We start from the raw sequence: 18,180 nt of genomic DNA on the forward strand, positions 1-18,180 counted from the left end.
GAAATCTCATCTGCCCGGCTAGCGAGGACCTTTGTAGGAGCGGCCTTGTGTCGCGAAAGGGCTGCGAAGCAGCCCCAGGATTTCAGCGCAGAAGCACAAATTGCTGGGGCTGCTTTGCAGCCCTTTCGCGACACAAGGCCGCTCCTACATGAGTACGCCAAGGGCCATGCAGTACGTTACTGGCTATCCAATCCCGTCTGCCAGAAATCCGCCTCCAGGCTGGACGCCTGGCCGAAAATCCCCACCAGCTCGGCGAACCGCTGCTCGGTCATGCTTCGTGCCGCCAGTTCATCCAGGTGCTTGCGCGCCGCCGCTGCAACCCCTTGGTAGCCCTCCCCGGCATATTCGCCGATCCATTCGCGGTACGGGTGATTGCTCAAATCGCCGATGCGCTCGGCCAGGGTTCGGCCGATCTCGGCATAGCCGATCACGCACGGCGCCAACGCCACATGCAACTCCAGCAGGTCACCCGCGGCACCGCAGTCCAGCACATAGCGGGTATAGGCAACCGTGGCCTGGTGTTCAGGCGCGGCCTCGATATCGGCCTGGGTCAGGCCCCAGCGTGCACACAGCCGCAAGTGCAGCTCGGTTTCATCCAGAATCGCCGCCAGCCCGGCCTGTGCGGCGCGGATGTCGGCCGGGCGACGGCTCTTGTAGGCGGCCAACGCCCAGGCGCGGGCGAACTGGATGAGGAACAGGTAATCCTGTACCAGATAGGTACGGAAGGCGGCTTCGCTCAGCGTACCCTCGCCCATCTGGCGCACGAATTCGTGGTCGACATAGCTGTTCCACTGCGGCGTGGCGGCAGCCTTGAGGCGGTCGAAGATATCCATGCTCATTTGTCCTCCGGGTAGACGGCATCGAAGAAGGCCAGCTCCAGTGCCACGGTGCGCTGGTAGAAGTCACCCGCCAGCGCGGCATCCTGCGGGCCGACGCGGTCGAGTTCGGCTTGCAGGAAGGTAACGAAGTCCTGAAATGCCGGGTTGTCGTGCAGGGTGATCCATTCGGCGTGGACGAAGTTGTCCGGCATCGGTTTTGGCGCCTTCAGCGCCCAGTCCAGATACAGGCCTTCGGCGACGTTGAGCACCGCCAGCGCGGCTGCATAGGACCGGGTGGCCGCCGCTTCGCGCATGATCGCCTTGAAACCTGCGGTCGGCACGGTGTCGGCCGGCTCGCTGCGTTGTGCAGCACTGACCCCGAGGGCCTCGAAGGCGCGCAGGAAGTAGGTGTTCTCGTCACTGGAGATCATCCCGGCAAAACGACCGAAGCGCAGGCGCGCCTCGAAGGTGTCGGCGGTGGCAATGGCTGCGCCCAGCAGGGTCAAGAAGCTGTCGAGGAAGCGGTGGTCCTGCACCAGGTAGTCGACCATGATCGGGTCCGGCAGGCTGCCGTCGCACAATTGGGTGACGAAGCGATGGCCAACGGCCGCCGACCAGGTCGGCTCGCTGCGGCGGCGCAGGGACTGGCTGAAACGTTCGGTCATGTTGCTGTCCTTGATGGGGGTGACAGCGAGACCGCGGTGGTTGGCATGGACGGGCCTCGCAGTGAGGCCGGCAAAAAGGCAGGTTTCAAGTCCCATCCCTTCGCCGGCATGATCCGGATCAGGTTCGAAGGGTCACCGCGCTGCAGCATCCAGCGGTTTCTCAGCCCGTTGCCAGGCTCCCCTTGGTGGCGCTCAGGTATACCCCAGGGCGCCGCTGCTGTCACCACCCAATCTGTGGGCAATCGGGGACCCACTAGTGGGGACCTTCACCCATTTTTGACGCCACGGTATTTAGCGCACATCAAGCGCCACAAGGATTTGTTTAGAAACATATTCCTCGTGTTTGGGTTGGCACACCCGTTGCTCCAGCCCCAGAAACGGGCAAAAAGCCATTGATGGCCGCAAGCCATGATGTCGCGAACGAGGCACAAGGCAATGAAAACACCTGCCGTGATCCACCCTGCCAGGCATGCATTCCAGCTTTCCACCCTCACCACGTTGATGCTCGGGCTGATCACGGCTACGGCGGCTCCCCTTGACGACAACAGCATGCCACCGCCGACTGACCCTTCGGCCTACACCAACCAGCCGGCTGACCCGACCCAGGCTTTGCTGGACCTGTACAGCATGCCAGAGGCAAATCGAGGCTCACTCGAGCTGACCGATGGAGTGTACGGCGACCGCGACACGGTACGCGCAAACAATGTGCTGCCGCCGGCTCTGCAAACCGGGGAAAAATACCCCACCAATGGCAAACCCAGCCCGCTGTTCGGGGCGCTGCCATTCACCCAGCAGTTACTGTTGTTCGAGGAATTCGGCACGGAAAGACTCGACCCCACGCTGCCGCCGCCCGCTCTTACCTTCCCGGTGCCCACCCTGGGCGCGGCACCGGCGCAGGACCCTAACGTGGTGGCCCGCAGCGGCCCCAGCGGTACAGCCCTGGAAGCCTTCCTCAAACAGCCGGGCCTGTACCCTTTCCCGACCCAGTATTCCAACGTGCTCGACCGCAACCCCTGGAAAGCACAGATCGAGATGTTCCTCAACCGCCAGCCGGTCGGTTCGCCTGCAGAAGGCCGGCCGCCAGGAAAAGGCTGGTCGCATCAGCGCTGGAACGAGTTCTATCCGCAGGCAGGATTCAAGACTGCCCAGGCCGGTGCGCGCATCAATCTCGGCTTGCGTGACCGCAAGCAACTGCACAACTATGCAGTTGGCGAGTTCGCCCCGGGCGGCCTGTACTACCAGACCTCGGATATCCCGAACACGCTGGGCACCACCAAGGGCATCGACACCCGCTTCCACCCGAAAATGCCGCTGCAAAATCACAAATCGCTATGGACCTTCGACGGGACCTTCCCACCCAAACTGCTGATGGCGCGCTATGGCCAACCGATCCTCATGCGCCATTACAACGCGTTGCCGATCGACCCCTCGGCCAACGCCGGGTTTGGCCTGCATACCCTTTCGACCCATGAGCACAACGGCCACTCCCCCGCCGAAAGCGATGGCTATGCAAACGCCTACTTCTTCCCGGGGCAGTACTACGATTACCGCTGGCCACTGCAACTGGCCGGCTATGACACCATCAATACCCGTGCCGAAGACCCACGTGCCGCGTTCCCCTGCTCGGCGGGCGAAACCTTGTTCGTCAATGATGCCAACCCCGGCCTGAAAACCTGCCAGAACGGCAGTATCAAGATCCGTGGAGACTGGCGCGAAACCATGAGCACCCACTGGTTCCACGACCACATGATGGATTTCACGGCGCAGAACGTCTACAAAGGCAACGCCGTGATGATGAACTACTACAGCGCCCTGGACCGCGGCAACGAGGCCCTGCAGGATGGCGTCAACCTGCGCTTTCCCAGCGGCTCGGGCATGCCGTGGGGCAACCGCGACTACGACGTCAACCTGGTGATCGCCGACAAGGCCTGGGATGCCAACGGCCAGCTGTGGTTCAACCCGTTCAACACCGATGGCTTCCTCGGCGACCAGATCCTGGTCAACTGGCAATACCGGCCCACGCTCAAGGTCCGCGCGCGCAGTTACCGGTTCCGTATTCTCAATGGCTCGGTGTCGCGCTACCTGAAGCTTGCCGTAGTGCGGGAAATCGCCGGCAACAGCGGCGAATTCAAAGGCCCGACCGGCTCCAACCTGTCGTATGCGCGGGTGCCGTTCCACATGATCGCCAACGACGGCAACATCATGGAACACACCGTGCCGTTCGACGGGACGATGGACCTCAACGGTGATGGCAACCTGCAGGACAACAATGGCGTCTTGCCGTTGCAGGGCATCGCCGAGCGCTACGACATCATCATCAACTTCGCCAAGCATGGCATCAAGGTTGGCGACAAACTGTACCTCGTCAACCTGGAGGAGCATCAGAGCGGCAAGGGCCCGGAAGGTGCCATTGCGCTGGCCGATGTGCTGTCGGAGAAATACAAGGCCGTGATCAAGCAGACCAGCAGCGGGCCGGAGTGGGACAACGGCGACCCGGCGATCGGCAAGTTCCTGCAGTTTGTGGTTCAACCCTACAGCGGCCAGGACCTGAGCATGGACCCGGTTGCCTATGAACCGGCAAAACCGGGCAAGGCCGAAGGCCTGAGAATGCTGCCGCTGCCAATTGACCGGAACTCGGCCACCGACCAGGCCAAGCTCAAGGATGCCCGCCATCGCGAGTTCATCTTCGGTCGCTCGGACGGTACCGACACCCAGCCCTGGACCATCAAGACCGATGGCGGCTTTGGCTACAGCATGGACCCACGGCGCATCAGCGCGGCGCCACAACTGGCCCAGCAGTCCACCGACGGCGGCTTCAGCGGCGACGGCACCCTGGAAGTGTGGAAGATCATCAACGGTGGCAATGGCTGGAGCCACCCGGTGCATGTGCACTTCGAGGAAGGCGTGGTCCTCAGCCGCGATGGCAAGGCCCCGCCAGAATGGGAAAAATGGGCGCGCAAGGACGTGTATCGCATCGGGCCGGATATCGACTCTTCGGAAGAAGTGGAAGTGGCGATCCGCTTCCGCGAGTTTGCCGGGACCTACATGGAACACTGCCACAACACCCAGCATGAAGACTCGTCGATGCTGCTGCGCTGGGACCTGGAGCACCCCGGCCAGTTCCAGGTGATGCCGACCCCGCTGCCAGGCTGGGATGGCGTGGAGTACGTGGCTTCGGTTGGCCTGCCGACCTTCCGCACCAACGACCACGATGACGACGACCCGGCCAACAAACCGCCGGTCGCAGCCAACGACACCGCAGCTACCACGGCCGGAAAGCAGATCACCTTGAACGTGCTGGCCAACGACACCGATCCGGAGAACAACCTGCCGTTGACCGTCGTCGGCCTCAGCCAGCCGGGCTCCGGCCAGGGCGCTACCAGTACCGACGGCAACACGGTCACCTACGTCCCGCCGGCCTCGGTAACCACAGCGTTCACCGCCAGCTTCAACTACTCGGCTCGTGATGCCAAGGGCGCTGAATCGGTGACCCCGGCCACGGTCAGCATTGCGGTGAGCCCGGCAGTGGCGCTCGACCAGATCCAGATCACCAGTGCCACGGTGCAGGTGCGCAGCGGCAACCGCTTCACCTGGGACGTTTCGGGCACCACCACGGTGGCCACCGGCAACAGTATTACCGTGACTGCGGCAACTACCAGCGGCCCGCTGCTGCTGGGTACGGCCACGCTCAGTGCTACGACCAGCGGTGCCCGTTGGCGGTTGTCGACCACCACCACCGGCAGCGGCCCGGCCACACCGGCGACCGTGACCGTGAAATCGGCGCTGGGGCAGAGCGTGACGGCACCTGTCAGCATCAGGTAACCGAAAAGCGGGGGCCGCTGTGCGGCCCATCGCCGGCAAGCCAGCTCCCACATTGTCAGCACCGACTTCCAGGCATGCACAGATCAGTAGGAGCAGCCTTGTGCTGCGAAGAGGTCGGAAGGGCAAAAAATCCTCTTTGCCGGTAATGGCCTCTTCGCAGCACAAGGCTGCTCCTACAGGCAATGAGGCAACCTGATGGGGCAAGACAGTTGCTCCCACCTCGACCGCATCGGCTCCGAGCCTTGTGCAGTACCTGTGGGAGCTGGCTTGCCTGCGATGGGCGGCAGCGCCGCCCCCAACATCGTTATCGACGAGGACCGCATCATGTCCGGTTCATGGCGTTTCCTGCTGGTGCTTTCGCTGTTCGCCGCCAGCATCCCGTTCTGGCCGCTGCAACCGCAACAACCCGTAGCCAAGGAAGCGGCAACCCCTTGGGGCGCCAACTACTTCCCCAACGTCCCCCTGCTCACCCAGGACGGTGAAAAGGTGCATTTCTTCGACGACCTGATCAAGGACAAAGTGGTTGCCATCAACTTCATCTTCACCGGCTGTTCCGACTCCTGCCCGGTGGAAACCGCCCGCCTGCGCCAGGTGCAGAAAATCCTCGGTGACCGGGTCGGCAAGGATATCTTCCTCTATTCCATCAGCATCGACCCCTACAACGACACCCCCGCCACCCTCAAGCGCTACGCCGAAAAGTTCGGCATCGGCCCCGGCTGGACGCTGCTCACTGGCGAGCCTGCCGATATCGAACAATTGCGCCGCAGCCTGGGCCTGTACATCGATGGCCTGGAAAACGGCCGCTCCAAGGACCACAACCTGAGCCTGATCATCGGCAACCAGGCCACCGGCCGCTGGATGAAGGCCTCGCCCTTCGAAAACCCGTACATCCTCGCCGACCGCCTGGGCAACAGCCTGCACAACTGGAAACAGGCCAGCGCCATGGCCAATGACTACGCCCAGGCTCCCAAGGTGCGCACCCCCAGCAGTGGTGAGCAGCTGTTCCGTACCCGCTGCTCGTCCTGCCACACCCTGGGCAACGCCGAGCCAGGGCAACCCGGCATCGGCCCCGATCTACTGGGCGTGACCCGCCAGCGTGATACCAACTGGCTGACCCGCTGGCTGAAGGAGCCCGACCAGATGCTGGCACAGAAAGACCCCCTGGCCATGCTGCTGTACGAACAGTACAACCGCGTGGCCATGCCCAACATGCGCCTGGGCGATACCGAAGTCAGCGCGCTGATGAACTACATGGAGGAAGAAACCGCGCGCCTGCAGACACCCCTTGCAGATAAGGGAAATCCTTAAAGGCAATTAGCCACCAGTCATTAGGCTGTCATCTTACTGTCGTATTTTTCGACCCATCACCCAGGGTCGGGAACTATCAGCAGTGATTCGCCGTTCGCTTTCATCCGCCAGCCTTCTGCGGCTGCTGATTTTGATGCTCTGTGCAGCCACCCTCGCCTTTCTCTGGGGGCTGCACGTTTCGCAGAAGGCCGCCGCCCGCCAGGATGCGCTGTCGGCCAAGGCCGCCGAGCATCTGAACCTGGCCAGTATCGTCGGCGAAAGCCTGCGCCAGCTGGTGGATCGCGCCCAGGCCGTGGGCCGGGTTACCCAGGACGACATGAAGGTGCTGCGCAAGGGCAGTGTCAGCCTGGCGCGGATGCTTGCCGAAGACCCGGTATTCAAGCGCATGAGCCTGTACGATCGGCAAGGCCGGCTGTTGTCGGCCAGCCACGCCGACGAAGCTGCCGAACTGCCCGAGGACTGGTTGCGCCAGCTGCAGCGGCACGTTGCCCGCTACGGTTTCAAGCCGCTTCTACCCAGCGTGCAGGCACCCGGCCAGCCAGCCACCTTGCCCAACGGGCGGCTGCCCTTCCTGCTGCCGCTGACCAATCTGCCTGGTCGCGAAATCGACAATATCCTGGTGGTGCAGCTGGACATCGGCTACCTGGCGGTGCTGCTACAGCACATCGACCTGGGCAGCAGCGGGCTGGTGCGCCTGTTGCAGGATGACGGCCCGGAGCGGTTGCGCATCGATAGCAGCGGCGTGGTGGTGGCCGGTGACGCACTGCTGCCCAAGCTACCGGACAGCGGCAGTGAAACAGGCATGCTGACTCAATACACGGCCGGCGACCCGTACCAGAGCCTGTACCGGCGCCTGCCCGAGCGGGGTTTCAGCGTGGTGGTCAGCCAACGTCAGGACGAAATACTCGCGCCGTCCGCGCTGGCCTATGCCCGGCAGTTCTGGCTGAACCTGAGCATGACCCTGATGATCCTCGCCAGCCTGCTGTGGACCTTGCGCCTGTTGCGCAAGCGCCAGGAGGCCTTCAGCGCGCTGGAACAGGCCCAGCAGGTCAACCAGCAGTTGATCGGCCGCCTTGAGGACGAACACCGGCGCAGCAGCCATGCCGCAGCCACCGACCATCTCAGCGGCCTGCACAACCGCCGCCAGTTCGTCGAGGTGGCTGGCCAGGCGCTGACCCGGCAGCGCGGCAAGCGCCGGCTGATGGCGATTTTGTTCATCGACATGGACCGCTTCAAGTCGATCAACGACTCGCTCGGGCACAAGATCGGCGACCTGCTGCTGCAGGCCGTGGCCGGGCGCATCCAGCGCCTGCTCGAGCCCGGCGACGAGGCTTCGCGCTTTGGTGGCGACGAGTTCGTGGTGCTGCTGGCCGGCGAGCGCAGCGAGGAACAGATCAATGCCTGGGTCCGCGTACTGGTGCAAAAGCTGTCGGCCACCTATGCGCTGGACGGCCAGGAGGTCAACACCAGCCCCAGCGTGGGCGTTAGTATCTGCCCACGCGATGGCCAGGACATCGACAGCCTGATCCGCAGTGCCGATGCCGCGATGTACTCGGCCAAGCAGGCCGGGCGCGCGCAGTACCGTTTCTTCGACCCGTCGCTGAACCGGGCCGACATCCACGCCTTCACCCTCGAGCAGGCCTTCGGCAGCGCCCTTGCCGAGCGCCAGTTCGTGCTGCATTACCAGCCACAGATCCGCCTCGACACCCAGCAGGTGCTGGGCTACGAAGCGCTGGTGCGCTGGGACCACCCCGAGTTCGGCCTGCTGTACCCGGACCGGTTCATTGACCTTGCCGAGCGCAGCGGCTTCATTGTCGAACTGGGTTGGGAGGTGTTGCGCCTGGCTTGCGAGGCCTTGTCGGCTTGGGACGCCCAAGGCCGGGAGACACGGCTGGCGGTCAATGTATCCGCCCTGCAGCTGCGCCAGGCGGACTTCGCTGCACGGCTGTTGAGCAAACTGCAGCAGTACGCCATCGCCCCGCAGCGGCTGGAGCTGGAAATCACCGAAACCACCATTCTCGACGCCGAAGGCACGGCGGTGGCACACCTTCACACCCTGCGCGACGCCGGCCTGGGCATCAGCCTGGACGATTTCGGCCGCGGCTACGCCGGCTTCGCCCACCTGCACTCACTGCCGCTGAGCAAGCTGAAGATAGACCGCTCGCTGATTGCGCCGCTGTCCAACAGCCACGACGACAGCCCGATCGTGTCGTCCACCATCATCCTTGCCAAACGCCTGGGCCTGGAAGTGGTGGCCGAAGGCGTGGAAACCCGCGAACAAGTGGTGTGCCTGAAGCTTGCCGGCTGCGATATCGCCCAGGGCTACCACTTCAGCCGGCCGCTGTCGCCGGCGCAGCTGCGGGAGTACCCGCAGTTCAACGGTGTCGAGGACAAGGCCTGCGTGTAACGTAAGTCCTGCCCGGGAGCAGCGGATGAGTGATGCGTCGTTGGCACGCCAGATTGGGGCTGCTTCGCAGCCCATCGCGACACAAGGCCGCTCCCACAGGTACAGCGCTGGACCTGCAGGCAGCGCAACCCTGTGGGAGCGGCCTTGTGTCGCGAAAGGGGCGCAAAGCGCCCCCGAAAATCCCGACAGCATCGCAGCCAGGACAGGCAATCCATTTCGGTTTATCGTGTACCCATCATCCGTTTGCGCACGCACCATGACCGACATCGAGCGCTACCTCCGCGCCGCCACCCGCGACAACACCCGGCGCAGCTACCAGGCCGCCATCGAGCATTTTGAAACCCACTGGGGCGGCTTTCTCCCGGCCACGGCCGAGAGCATCGCTCGCTACCTGGCCGACCACGCCGACCAGCATGCCGTCAGCACGCTGCGCCAGCGCCTGGCGGCGCTCAGCCAATGGCACGTCGCCCAAGGTTTCCCCGACCCGACCAAGGCGCCGCTGGTGCGCCAGGTACTCCGCGGCATCCGCACCTTGCACCCGACACCGCCCAGGCAAGCCGCGCCGTTGTTGCTGCAGCACCTGCAAAGCGCAGTGGAATGTTTCGAAGAAGAAGCCCGCCAAGCCCGGGAACAGCATGACCTGGCCACCCTGCGCCGGGCGCGTCGCGACGCTGCGCTGCTGTTGTTGGGCTTCTGGCGTGGTTTTCGCGGCGATGAACTGGCACGCCTGCGGGTGGAGCACATCCAGGCCGAGGCCGGTGTCGGCATCACCCTGTTCCTGCCCCGCAGCAAGGGCGACCGCGAAGCCCTGGGCGTACAACACCGCACCCCGGCGCTCAAGGCCTTGTGCCCGGTCGCGGCCTACCTGCTATGGCTGGAGGTCGCCGGCATCGCCCATGGGCCGGTGTTCCGCAAGCTCGACCGCTGGGGCAACCTCGGCGACACCGCGCTCAACAGCAACAGCCTGGTCGGCCTGCTGCGGCGCATGCTGGAGCGCGCCGGGGTCCCGGCGGCGCTGTACACCGGCCACTCGCTACGCCGTGGCTTCGCCACCTGGGCCACGGCCAACGGTTGGGAGTTGAAGGCGCTGATGAGCTATGTGGGCTGGAAAGACGCCAAGTCGGCATTACGCTACATCGACGCAGCGCAGCGCTTTGGCGAACTGGCCGTGCTACCGGCCAGCCAGGTGCAAAAGCTTATTCCTTGAAGGTGTGGCGGGGGATGCCGCCAATTGCCGGGCTGAAGGCATACAGATCGCCTGCATCAGGGTAATGGTGCAGGTCTTCGGCACTCATGCCGAAGCGCGCGGTGCTGATGAACAAGGTATTCATCCCCTCCCCGCCGAAGCAGCAACTGGTGGGGCACGGTACTGGCATCAGCACCTGGTCGGTCAGTTGGCCATGGCGGTCATAACGCAGCAGGCAACTGCCATGGTATTGGCACACCCACAGGCCGCCTTCGCGGTCCAGCGCAAGGCCGTCCGGCCGCCCCAGTTCGGCAGGGGTTTCGGCAAACAGTGTGACCGCGCCAAGCCGGCCTTCGGCCAGGTACCTGGCGCGGTAGATCGAGCGCGCCGCCGAATCGACGAAGTACACCGTGTGGCCGTCCTGCGACCAGGCCAGACCGGTGGGCAATGCCATGTCGTCGTGGATCACCTGGTCACTCAACTTCCCGTCAAAGCGGAACAGCGCCCCGGTGTTGCCGCTCAGGGCATCGTCCATCAGCCCGGTCACGAATCGGCCCTGCGGGTCGCAGGCGCCGTCATTGAAACGGTAGGTCGAGCGCGGGTGAACCGAAACCGAATGCCGGCGCACCCTGCGCAACGACACATCGAAGATGGCCACGCTGGCGTCTTCGGTGAAAATCAGGTTGCCTTGGTCGGTCAACGCCAGCGCGCCGATGCGTGCCGCGGATTCGTACAGGCACTGGGCTTGGCCATCGGGTATCAGACGGTTGATGCGCCCGCCAGAGATATCGACGAAGTACAACGCGCCGCTGCCTTCATCCCAGACCAGGCTTTCGCCCAGGTCGGCGCGGGTACTGGCGACGTTGACTGGCACGTAGCTGCACGCCTTGAGGCGGTTGCGCAGCTCGTCCACCTCAGCCACCGTCATGGTACAGGCCAATCCCAGGCCCTGTGCGGCGTCGGTGAAGGCCGCGACGTTGTCTTGGAAAGGCTCTGTGACGGGCATTTGCTGGTTACCTTCGATTTTCCTGTCTACGATAACAACAAAAAAATCAATGACCAAGCGCGGGGTGCGGCTGACTGCAGCGGTCGATCAGGTTCGTGTTGCGCAGCGCCACAGCCGCCCGATATCACAAGCTCGCGCCTGCAACAGCTCAGCGGCATTGGCGCATGCCTGCTCCAGGCTCATCGGCCCGCTGGCCAGGGCAAAGGCGGCATCGACACCATGGGCATACAGCTGCTGGTAGCCTTCACCCAAGGTCCCGGCCAACACCACCACCGGTACCCCATGGCGCTTGGCAACCCGTGCCACGCCCATCGGCGTCTTGCCACGCAAGGTCTGGGCGTCGAAGCGCCCCTCGCCGGTCACCACCAGGGCTGCGCCCTGCACCAAGGCATCCAGGCCGGCCAGTTCGGCCACCACTTCCACCCCGGGGCGGAACTGCGCGCCCATGAATGCCCGGGCCGCGAACCCCATGCCGCCGGCAGCGCCGCAGCCAGGGTAGTCGCGCACATCCTCACCCAGCAGCTGCGCACAATGGTCGGCAAAATGCCCCAGAGCCTGGTCCAGTGCCTGCACCTGCTGTGGGTTGGCGCCCTTCTGCGGGCCGAAGATAGCCGATGCGCCATTGGTGCCACACAGTGGGTTGTCGACGTCTGCTGCGACTTCGAATTGCACCTCGGCCAGGCGCGGGTCGAGGTCGCTGGCATCGATGCGGGCCAGCTTGGCCAAGGCCAGTCCACCTTCCTCCAGTGCTTGCCCGTCGGCGTCCAGCAGGCGCAGGCCCAGCGCGCGCAACATGCCGCTGCCCGCGTCGTTGGTGGCACTGCCGCCGATGGCCAGCACTATCCGTTGCGCGCCTGCGGCCAGGGCGGCGGCAATCAGCTCGCCGGTGCCCCAGGTGCTGCTGCGGCAGGCATCGCGCTGGCCGGTCGGCACCAGCTGCAGGCCACTGGCCTGGGCCATTTCGATGATGGCCGTGCGGCTTTGCGGCAGCCAGCCCCAGCCCGCCTCCACGCTTTGCCCCAACGGCCCGCGTACGGTCTGACGACGCAGTTGGCCGTGGCTGGCGGCGAGAATCGCATCCATGGTGCCTTCGCCACCGTCGGCCATCGGGCACTCGACCAGCTCGGCCTCCGGCCAGGCCTCGCCCAGGCCCGCCGCGATGGCGCGTGCGACACCGGCAGCGTCGAGGCTGTCCTTGAACGAGTCGGGGGCTATGACGATCTTCATGGGGTTTCTCCTGTCCTGATGAGCGGCATGCTGACAGGTGGCTGGCAAGGAGGCCTCGGTCAAATGCACAAAACGCCGGGCGGGTTGTTTGGGCGGATGCCTTCGTGGCTGCCTCCACCTCTGTAGGAGCAGCCTTGTGCTGCGAAGAGGCCCGTACTGACAATGCACATCTGTTGCCTGTACCTGCCTCTTCGCAGCACACGGCTGCTCCTACAGGTCTCGTGTCAATCTGCTGGCAGCAGCTGCAACCCCAGGTACAGGCTGAGCATCCCTTCCATGCGCAGAGGGTCCACCTCACCCAGCTCGGCAACCCGCTCCAGGCGGTAGCGCAAGCTGTTGCGGTGGATGCCCAGGGCATCGGCACAGGCCTGGCTCTGGCCGTCATGGGCACACCAGGCGCGCAGGGTGGTGAGCAACTGCCCACTGCTGTCCTTGTTGCGAATACGCTGCAAGGGCTCCAACAACTCATCCAGCGCATCATCGTTGCGATGGCGCCACAGCAATGCCGGCAATCGGTAGCGCTGCAGGCTGAGCAGGCGCTCGCCCGGCAGTACCTCGCGCCCATAGGCCAACAGGTCGCGCACCCGGCGATAACCCCGACGCAGTTGCTCCAGACTTTGCGCGGCACTGCCCAGGGCCAGCCGTTCCACTTCCCAGCCATGGCGCTGCAGGCGCTCCAGCAGGCGAGGTTCGTCCAGCGCCACGCCTGATGGGCGACACCACAACAACGACTGGCGAGCCGGGCTGACGCACCAACTGTCCGGGTAGCGGCTCATCAACCATGCCGCCAGGGTTTCGGCGGCTGACCCCGAGGCCAGTTCGAACAGGCACGGTACCCGCGGCAACTGCGGCTTCAGGCCCAGCTGTCGGGCCTCGTCGAGCAATCGCGGAGAATCGCCGCTGCCGCCCAGCAGCAGGGCCAGCAGATCGTCACAGCGCTGCCGTCGCCATTGCTGATCGGCCTGCAGATGGCGCTGGGCCAGCAGCATTTCGGCGGTCATGCGCACCAGTTCGCCATAGGTACGCACTTGCTGCGGGTCACCGGTCAGGCCTAGTACGCCCATCAATCGGCCATCGAGCATCAGCGGCAGGTTCACCCCGGGCTGCACACCCTTCAGGCATTTGGCCGCGTCGGTATCCAGCTCGACGATGCGGCCGTTGGCAAGCACCAGTTGCGCGCCCTCGTGGCGGGTGTTGATACGCTCCGGTTCGCCACTGCCGAGGATCAACCCCTGGCTGTCCATGACATTGACGTTGCATGGCAGAATGGCCATCGCGCGGTCAACGATATCCTGTGCCAGGTCATGGTCGAGTTCGAACATTGAACGGTCCTTTGGGTGTCAGGGTTTTGGGCTCGGGCACAGCAGCCCGGTACAAGTGCTGTGCAAAAGCACAAAGACAGGCACGCCGCAGTCCCCGAGACTCGTCAGGGCGAGCGCCGGAACAGGCGACGCGGCGACAACCATAACAACAGAGAACCCGATCATGGCATACAGCCCCGCCCCTGACCAAGGCACGGACACCAACCGCAACGCGCTGTACCGGCGCATCACCCTGCGGCTGATTCCGTTCATTTTCATCTGCTACCTGTTCAACTACCTGGACCGCGTCAACGTCGGCTTTGCCAAGCTGCAGATGCTCGACGCGCTCAAGTTCAGCGAAACGGTGTACGGCCTTGGCGCCGGCATCTTCTTCATCGGCTATGTGCTCTGCGGCCTGCCAAGCAACCTGGCGCTCAACCGCTTCGGCCCGCGACGCTGGATCGCGCTGATGATGATCGCCTGGGGCAGCCTCTCCACCTGCCTGCTGTTCGTCACCACACCCACCGAATTCTACGCCCTGCGCCTGCTGACCGGCGCCGCCGAAGCCGGCTTCTTCCCGGGCGTGGTGCTGTACCTTTCGCGCTGGTTCCCGGCGGCCCGTCGCGGTCGCATCATGGCCCTGTTCATGTCGGCGATCCCGGTATCGGGCCTGCTCGGCGGGCCATTCTCCGGCTGGATCCTGCAACACTTCGCCGCTGGCCAGCACGGCCTGGCCGGCTGGCAATGGATGTTCCTGATCCAGGGCCTGCCGACCGTTGCCCTGGGTGTACTGGCGGTGTTCCTGCTCAGTGACGGCTACCAGAAAGCCGCCTGGCTGAGCCCGGCCGAACGCCAGCTGATCGCCGCCGACCTCGAAGCCGATGCCGCCGGCAAGCCGAGCACCACCGGCGACAGCGTGCTCGCCGTGCTGACCAACCCGCTGATCTGGACCTTCGGCTTCGTCTATTTCTGCATCCAGAGCGGTGTGTACGCGATCAACTTCTGGCTGCCGTCGATCATCAAGAACATGGGCTTCGACAACCCGCTGCTGATCGGCTGGCTCAGCGCCATCCCGTACCTGCTGGCCGGTGTGTTCATGATCCTCTGCGGGCGTTCGGCCGACCTGCGCAACGAGCGCCGCTGGCACCTTGTAGTACCGATGCTGATGGGCGCCATCGGGCTCTTGATCGCGGTGAACTTCGCCGGCAACCCGGCCATCGCCATCCTCGGCCTGTCGATCGCCACCATGGGCGCGCTCACCGGCCTGCCGATGTTCTGGCCGATGCCCACCGCGCTGCTCAGCGCCGGCGCGGCTGTCGCGGGCCTTGCGATCATCAACTCGGTGGGCCAGATGGCCGGCTTCCTCAGCCCGTACCTGGTCGGCTTCATCAAGGACCAGACCGGCTCGACCGATGCCGCACTGTATTCGCTGGCGGCGTTGATCGTGCTGGGTAGCCTGGTGGCCCTGCGCGTTACCCGGGCCGGTGCGCTGAGTACTGCAAGGGCCAGTTGAGGCATTCGCGGGTAAACCCGCTCCCACAGGATCACCACCAACTCGAAGCTGGTGAAATCCATGTGGGAGCGGGTTCACCCGCGAAGAGGCCCGTCCAGACCACACAAGCTCCACACCCCGCGCCGATCGTCAGCTCAACGCATCCCCTCCCCGACCCAGGCGTCAAATGGTTCCAAAGCCCCCTTTGGAGAGCCTTCATGACCCAGCACGCCGTGGCCCGCCTGACCCAACTCGACGAACACCGCCCCCTGCGCGTCCAGGCCGGCAGCGAAGAAATCATCCTCATCCGCCAGGGCGACCAGGTGCACGGCTACCAGGGCAACTGCCCCCACGAAGGGGCACCACTCAATGAAGGCGTGGTGTGTGGCGGCCTGCTGGTGTGCCCCTGGCACAAGGCCGCGTTCGCCGTGGACGAGGGTGCGGTCTGCGAGCCGCCGGCCTGGCCGATCTGCGTCGCTATCGAACCTGGGTCAAGGGTGACGAGATATGGGTCGACGACCAACCCCTGCCCAGAACCGAGCCGCCCCGCCACAGTGATGCCCGTTGCTTCGTGGTGGTCGGCGCCGGTGCCGCAGGCAGTGCCGCAGTCGCCACCCTGTTGGCCCATGGCTTTGCCGGCCGCCTGGTCTGGGTCGATCAGGAGCGCCAGCCAGCCTACGATCGTACTTCACTCAGCAAGTTCGTGATCGCCGGGCAGATGCCGCCCGATGAAGTGCCGGGCCTGCTTGAAGCCGACGCCCTGCGCAAAGGCCAGCTGGAACGCAAGCATGGCAAGGTGCGTACCCTGAACACCCAGAAACGCCAGCTCACCCTGGCCGACGGCCAGCAGATCGACTATGACGCCTGCCTGCTGGCCACCGGCGGCAAGGCGTTGCGGCCCGATATCCCGGATGTGGAGCTGCCCGGGGTATTTACCCTGCGCTCACGGGAGGACGCCGCGCACCTGCTGGACGCTGCCGAGCCCGGCCAGCCGGCAGTGATCGTCGGTGACGGCTTCATCGGCCTGGAAGCCGCCTCGGCTTTGCGCAAGTACGGCGTGCAGGTGCACGTGGTCACCCGCCACGAGGTCCCCCTGGCCCGCCAGCTGGGCGAGCGCATCGGTCGTAGCATCCGCGAGTTGCACGAACGCAAGGGGGTCATCTTCCACGGCCCCACCGAGGTCGAACGGATCGAGGGCCAGGGCAAGGTCGAGGCGGTGCAGCTAGCCAACGGTGAGCGGCTACAGACCCCATTGGTGCTGCTGGGCACCGGGGTAAGACCGGCGACAGCGTTTATCCAGGGCGTGCTGCTGAGCGAAGACAAGTCGGTGCGAGTCGACGCTGAAATGCGCGCTGCAGGTGGCCTGTGGGCCGCGGGGGATATCGCCACCTGCCCGCTCAGCGGGCGCCCGGTGCGTATCGAACACTGGCGCCTGGCCCAGCAACATGGGGTGATCGCCGCCGCCAACATGCTCGGCGAGCAGCGCCGCTACGCCGATGTACCGTTCTTCTGGACCTACCAGCACGGCCGCACCTACGAAGTACTCGGCCACGCGCGGGACTGGAACCGCATCGAGTTCGTCGGCGAGCCGGAAAAAGGCGACTTCATCGCCTTGCAATGTGTGGATGAGCAGGTCGAGGCGGTCATCGCCAAGGGTTATTCCGATGCCATGGCGACACTGTCGCAACGCCTGAAGCGCCCATTGACCTTGCAGGAAGCCTTGGCGCTGATCGGTTGAGGCTGCCTTTCATTGCGCCCCGGTTGTGTGTAAAACGGGTAGATCAGCCGACTGCACAAGGACCCAAACGCATGATATACCGCCCCCTCGGCCAAAGTGGCCTGCAGGTTTCAGCCCTTACCCTGGGCAGCATGATGTTCGGCGAGCAGACCAGCACCGAGGACGCCCTGCGCATCATCGACAAGGCCTGGGGCCAGGGCGTCAACTTCATCGACACCGCTGACGTTTACAACGCCGGGCGCGCGGAAGAAATCGTCGGCGAAGCGGTGGCCCGCCATCGCCAGGACTGGATCGTGGCCAGCAAGGTCGGCTTTGGCCCGGCCGATGGCCTGCCCAACCGCAGCGGGCTGTCGCGCAAGCACATCTTCAATGCCCTCGATGCCACGCTGACGCGCATGGACATGGACTACCTGGACATCTACTACCTGCACCGCGAAGACCACAAAGTGCCGCTGGAGGAAACCGTGCAAGCCATCGGCGACCTGCTGCGCCAGGGCAAGATCCGCTACTGGGGCCTGTCCAATTTCCGCGGCTGGCGCATCGCCGAGGCCTGCCACATTGCCGAGCGCCTGGGCGTGCCCAGGCCGGTGGTGAGCCAGCCGCTGTACAACATCGTCAACCGCCAGGCCGAGCCGGAGCAGCTCACCGCTGCGGCCGCCCATGGCCTGGGCGTGGTGCCATTCAGCCCGCTCGCGCGGGGCGTGCTCAGCGGCAAGTATGCGCCGGGTACGGCGCCGGATGCCGGTAGCCGTGCCGGGCGCCAGGACAAGCGCATCATGGAGGTGGAATGGCGCCAGGAGTCGCTGGCCATTGCCCGGCAGATCCAGGCCTATGTAGAGGCCAAGGGCGTGGGTATCGTCGAGTTCGCGATTGCCTGGGTGCTGAACAACCGATTGGTCAGTTCAGCCATTGTCGGGCCGCGGACGGAAGAACAGTGGGATACCTATGGCGGTGCGCTGGCGGTGAAGATTACCGCGGAGGATGAAGCGTTCATTGATTCGCTGGTCACGCCGGGGCATGCGTCGACGCCGGGGTTCAATGATGTGGCGCATTATGTGAGCGGGCGGTTGGCCCGCAGCTGATCGTTCTCCTGTTCTGGCCTCTTCGCGGGTGAACCCGCTCCCACAGGATCACCACAGCCTGGGGAATTGTGGGAACCCTGTGGGAGCGGGCGAGCCCGCGAAGAGGCCAGAACAGGCGGTGCACAAGC

At 64.7% G+C, this 18,180-nt stretch carries 12 protein-coding genes, 1 pseudogene and 1 riboswitch; of the genes and pseudogenes, 7 read left to right on the forward strand and 6 right to left on the reverse strand.

The features are described 5' to 3' along the window. Positions 1–176 precede the first annotated feature (176 nt). Positions 177–839, reverse strand: a complete 663-nt coding sequence (gene tenA, locus JV551A3_RS15335; protein ID WP_133972833.1) for a thiaminase II — start codon at positions 837–839, stop codon at positions 177–179. After that, positions 836–1,483 (reverse strand): TenA family protein, encoded by a 648-nt coding sequence (locus tag JV551A3_RS15340; RefSeq protein WP_133972831.1) that lies wholly within the window; start codon positions 1,481–1,483, stop codon positions 836–838. The genes tenA and JV551A3_RS15340 overlap by 4 nt, the downstream gene beginning before the upstream one ends. A gap of 78 nt (positions 1,484–1,561) precedes the next feature. Continuing rightward, a riboswitch (TPP riboswitch) is annotated at positions 1,562–1,676 on the reverse strand. 242 nt (positions 1,677–1,918) lie between these two features. On the opposite strand from JV551A3_RS15340, the gene JV551A3_RS15345 reads away from it, so the two are divergent. The 4 genes from JV551A3_RS15345 (at position 1,919) to JV551A3_RS15360 (ending at position 10,227) form a co-directional block, all read left to right on the forward strand. After that, positions 1,919–5,305: an Ig-like domain-containing protein gene (locus JV551A3_RS15345; RefSeq protein WP_133972829.1), complete on the forward strand. Its 3,387-nt coding sequence runs from the start codon at positions 1,919–1,921 to the stop codon at positions 5,303–5,305. 324 nt (positions 5,306–5,629) lie between these two features. After that, complete coding sequence (locus JV551A3_RS15350) at positions 5,630–6,613, forward strand: SCO family protein (RefSeq protein ID WP_133973138.1); 984 nt, start codon at positions 5,630–5,632, stop codon at positions 6,611–6,613. Positions 6,614–6,695: 82 nt separating this feature from the next. After that, entirely contained in the window at positions 6,696–9,020 is a 2,325-nt protein-coding gene (locus JV551A3_RS15355) for a putative bifunctional diguanylate cyclase/phosphodiesterase (protein ID WP_133972827.1), read from the forward strand. Between the two features lie 256 nt (positions 9,021–9,276). Next, complete coding sequence (locus JV551A3_RS15360) at positions 9,277–10,227, forward strand: site-specific integrase (protein ID WP_166674265.1); 951 nt, start codon at positions 9,277–9,279, stop codon at positions 10,225–10,227. Here the strand turns inward: JV551A3_RS15360 and JV551A3_RS15365 are convergent. The 3 genes from JV551A3_RS15365 to JV551A3_RS15375 form a co-directional block, all read right to left on the reverse strand. Next, on the reverse strand, positions 10,217–11,134 hold the full coding sequence (locus JV551A3_RS15365; protein ID WP_235874583.1) for an SMP-30/gluconolactonase/LRE family protein: 918 nt from the start codon (positions 11,132–11,134) through the stop codon (positions 10,217–10,219). The genes JV551A3_RS15360 and JV551A3_RS15365 overlap by 11 nt on opposite strands. A gap of 165 nt (positions 11,135–11,299) precedes the next feature. Next, positions 11,300–12,439, reverse strand: a complete 1,140-nt coding sequence (locus JV551A3_RS15370; RefSeq protein WP_133972821.1) for a glycerate kinase — start codon at positions 12,437–12,439, stop codon at positions 11,300–11,302. A gap of 224 nt (positions 12,440–12,663) precedes the next feature. Beyond that, positions 12,664–13,761, reverse strand: coding sequence for a sugar diacid recognition domain-containing protein (locus JV551A3_RS15375; RefSeq protein WP_133972819.1), 1,098 nt, complete (start codon positions 13,759–13,761; stop codon positions 12,664–12,666). A gap of 163 nt (positions 13,762–13,924) precedes the next feature. On the opposite strand from JV551A3_RS15375, the gene JV551A3_RS15380 reads away from it, so the two are divergent. After that, positions 13,925–15,253: an MFS transporter gene (locus JV551A3_RS15380; RefSeq protein WP_112254000.1), complete on the forward strand. Its 1,329-nt coding sequence runs from the start codon at positions 13,925–13,927 to the stop codon at positions 15,251–15,253. A 134-nt stretch (positions 15,254–15,387) separates the two neighbouring features. Here the strand turns inward: JV551A3_RS15380 and JV551A3_RS31005 are convergent, their stop codons facing one another. After that, entirely contained in the window at positions 15,388–15,585 is a 198-nt protein-coding gene (locus tag JV551A3_RS31005; RefSeq protein ID WP_235874585.1) for a hypothetical protein, read from the reverse strand. Here JV551A3_RS31005 and JV551A3_RS15385 point away from each other — a divergent pair. Beyond that, positions 15,502–16,970, forward strand: a pseudogene (locus JV551A3_RS15385) (FAD-dependent oxidoreductase). The gene JV551A3_RS31005 and the pseudogene JV551A3_RS15385 sit on opposite strands and share 84 nt — an antisense overlap. A gap of 71 nt (positions 16,971–17,041) precedes the next feature. Continuing rightward, positions 17,042–18,052 carry an aldo/keto reductase gene (locus JV551A3_RS15390; RefSeq protein ID WP_133972817.1) on the forward strand — a complete coding sequence of 337 codons (1,011 nt, stop codon included), beginning with the start codon at positions 17,042–17,044 and terminating at the stop codon, positions 18,050–18,052. The last annotated feature ends 128 nt before the right edge of the window (positions 18,053–18,180 follow it).

The sequence above is a fragment of the Pseudomonas inefficax genome, from assembly GCF_900277125.1.
In the GTDB taxonomy this organism is placed as follows: domain Bacteria; phylum Pseudomonadota; class Gammaproteobacteria; order Pseudomonadales; family Pseudomonadaceae; genus Aquipseudomonas; species Aquipseudomonas inefficax.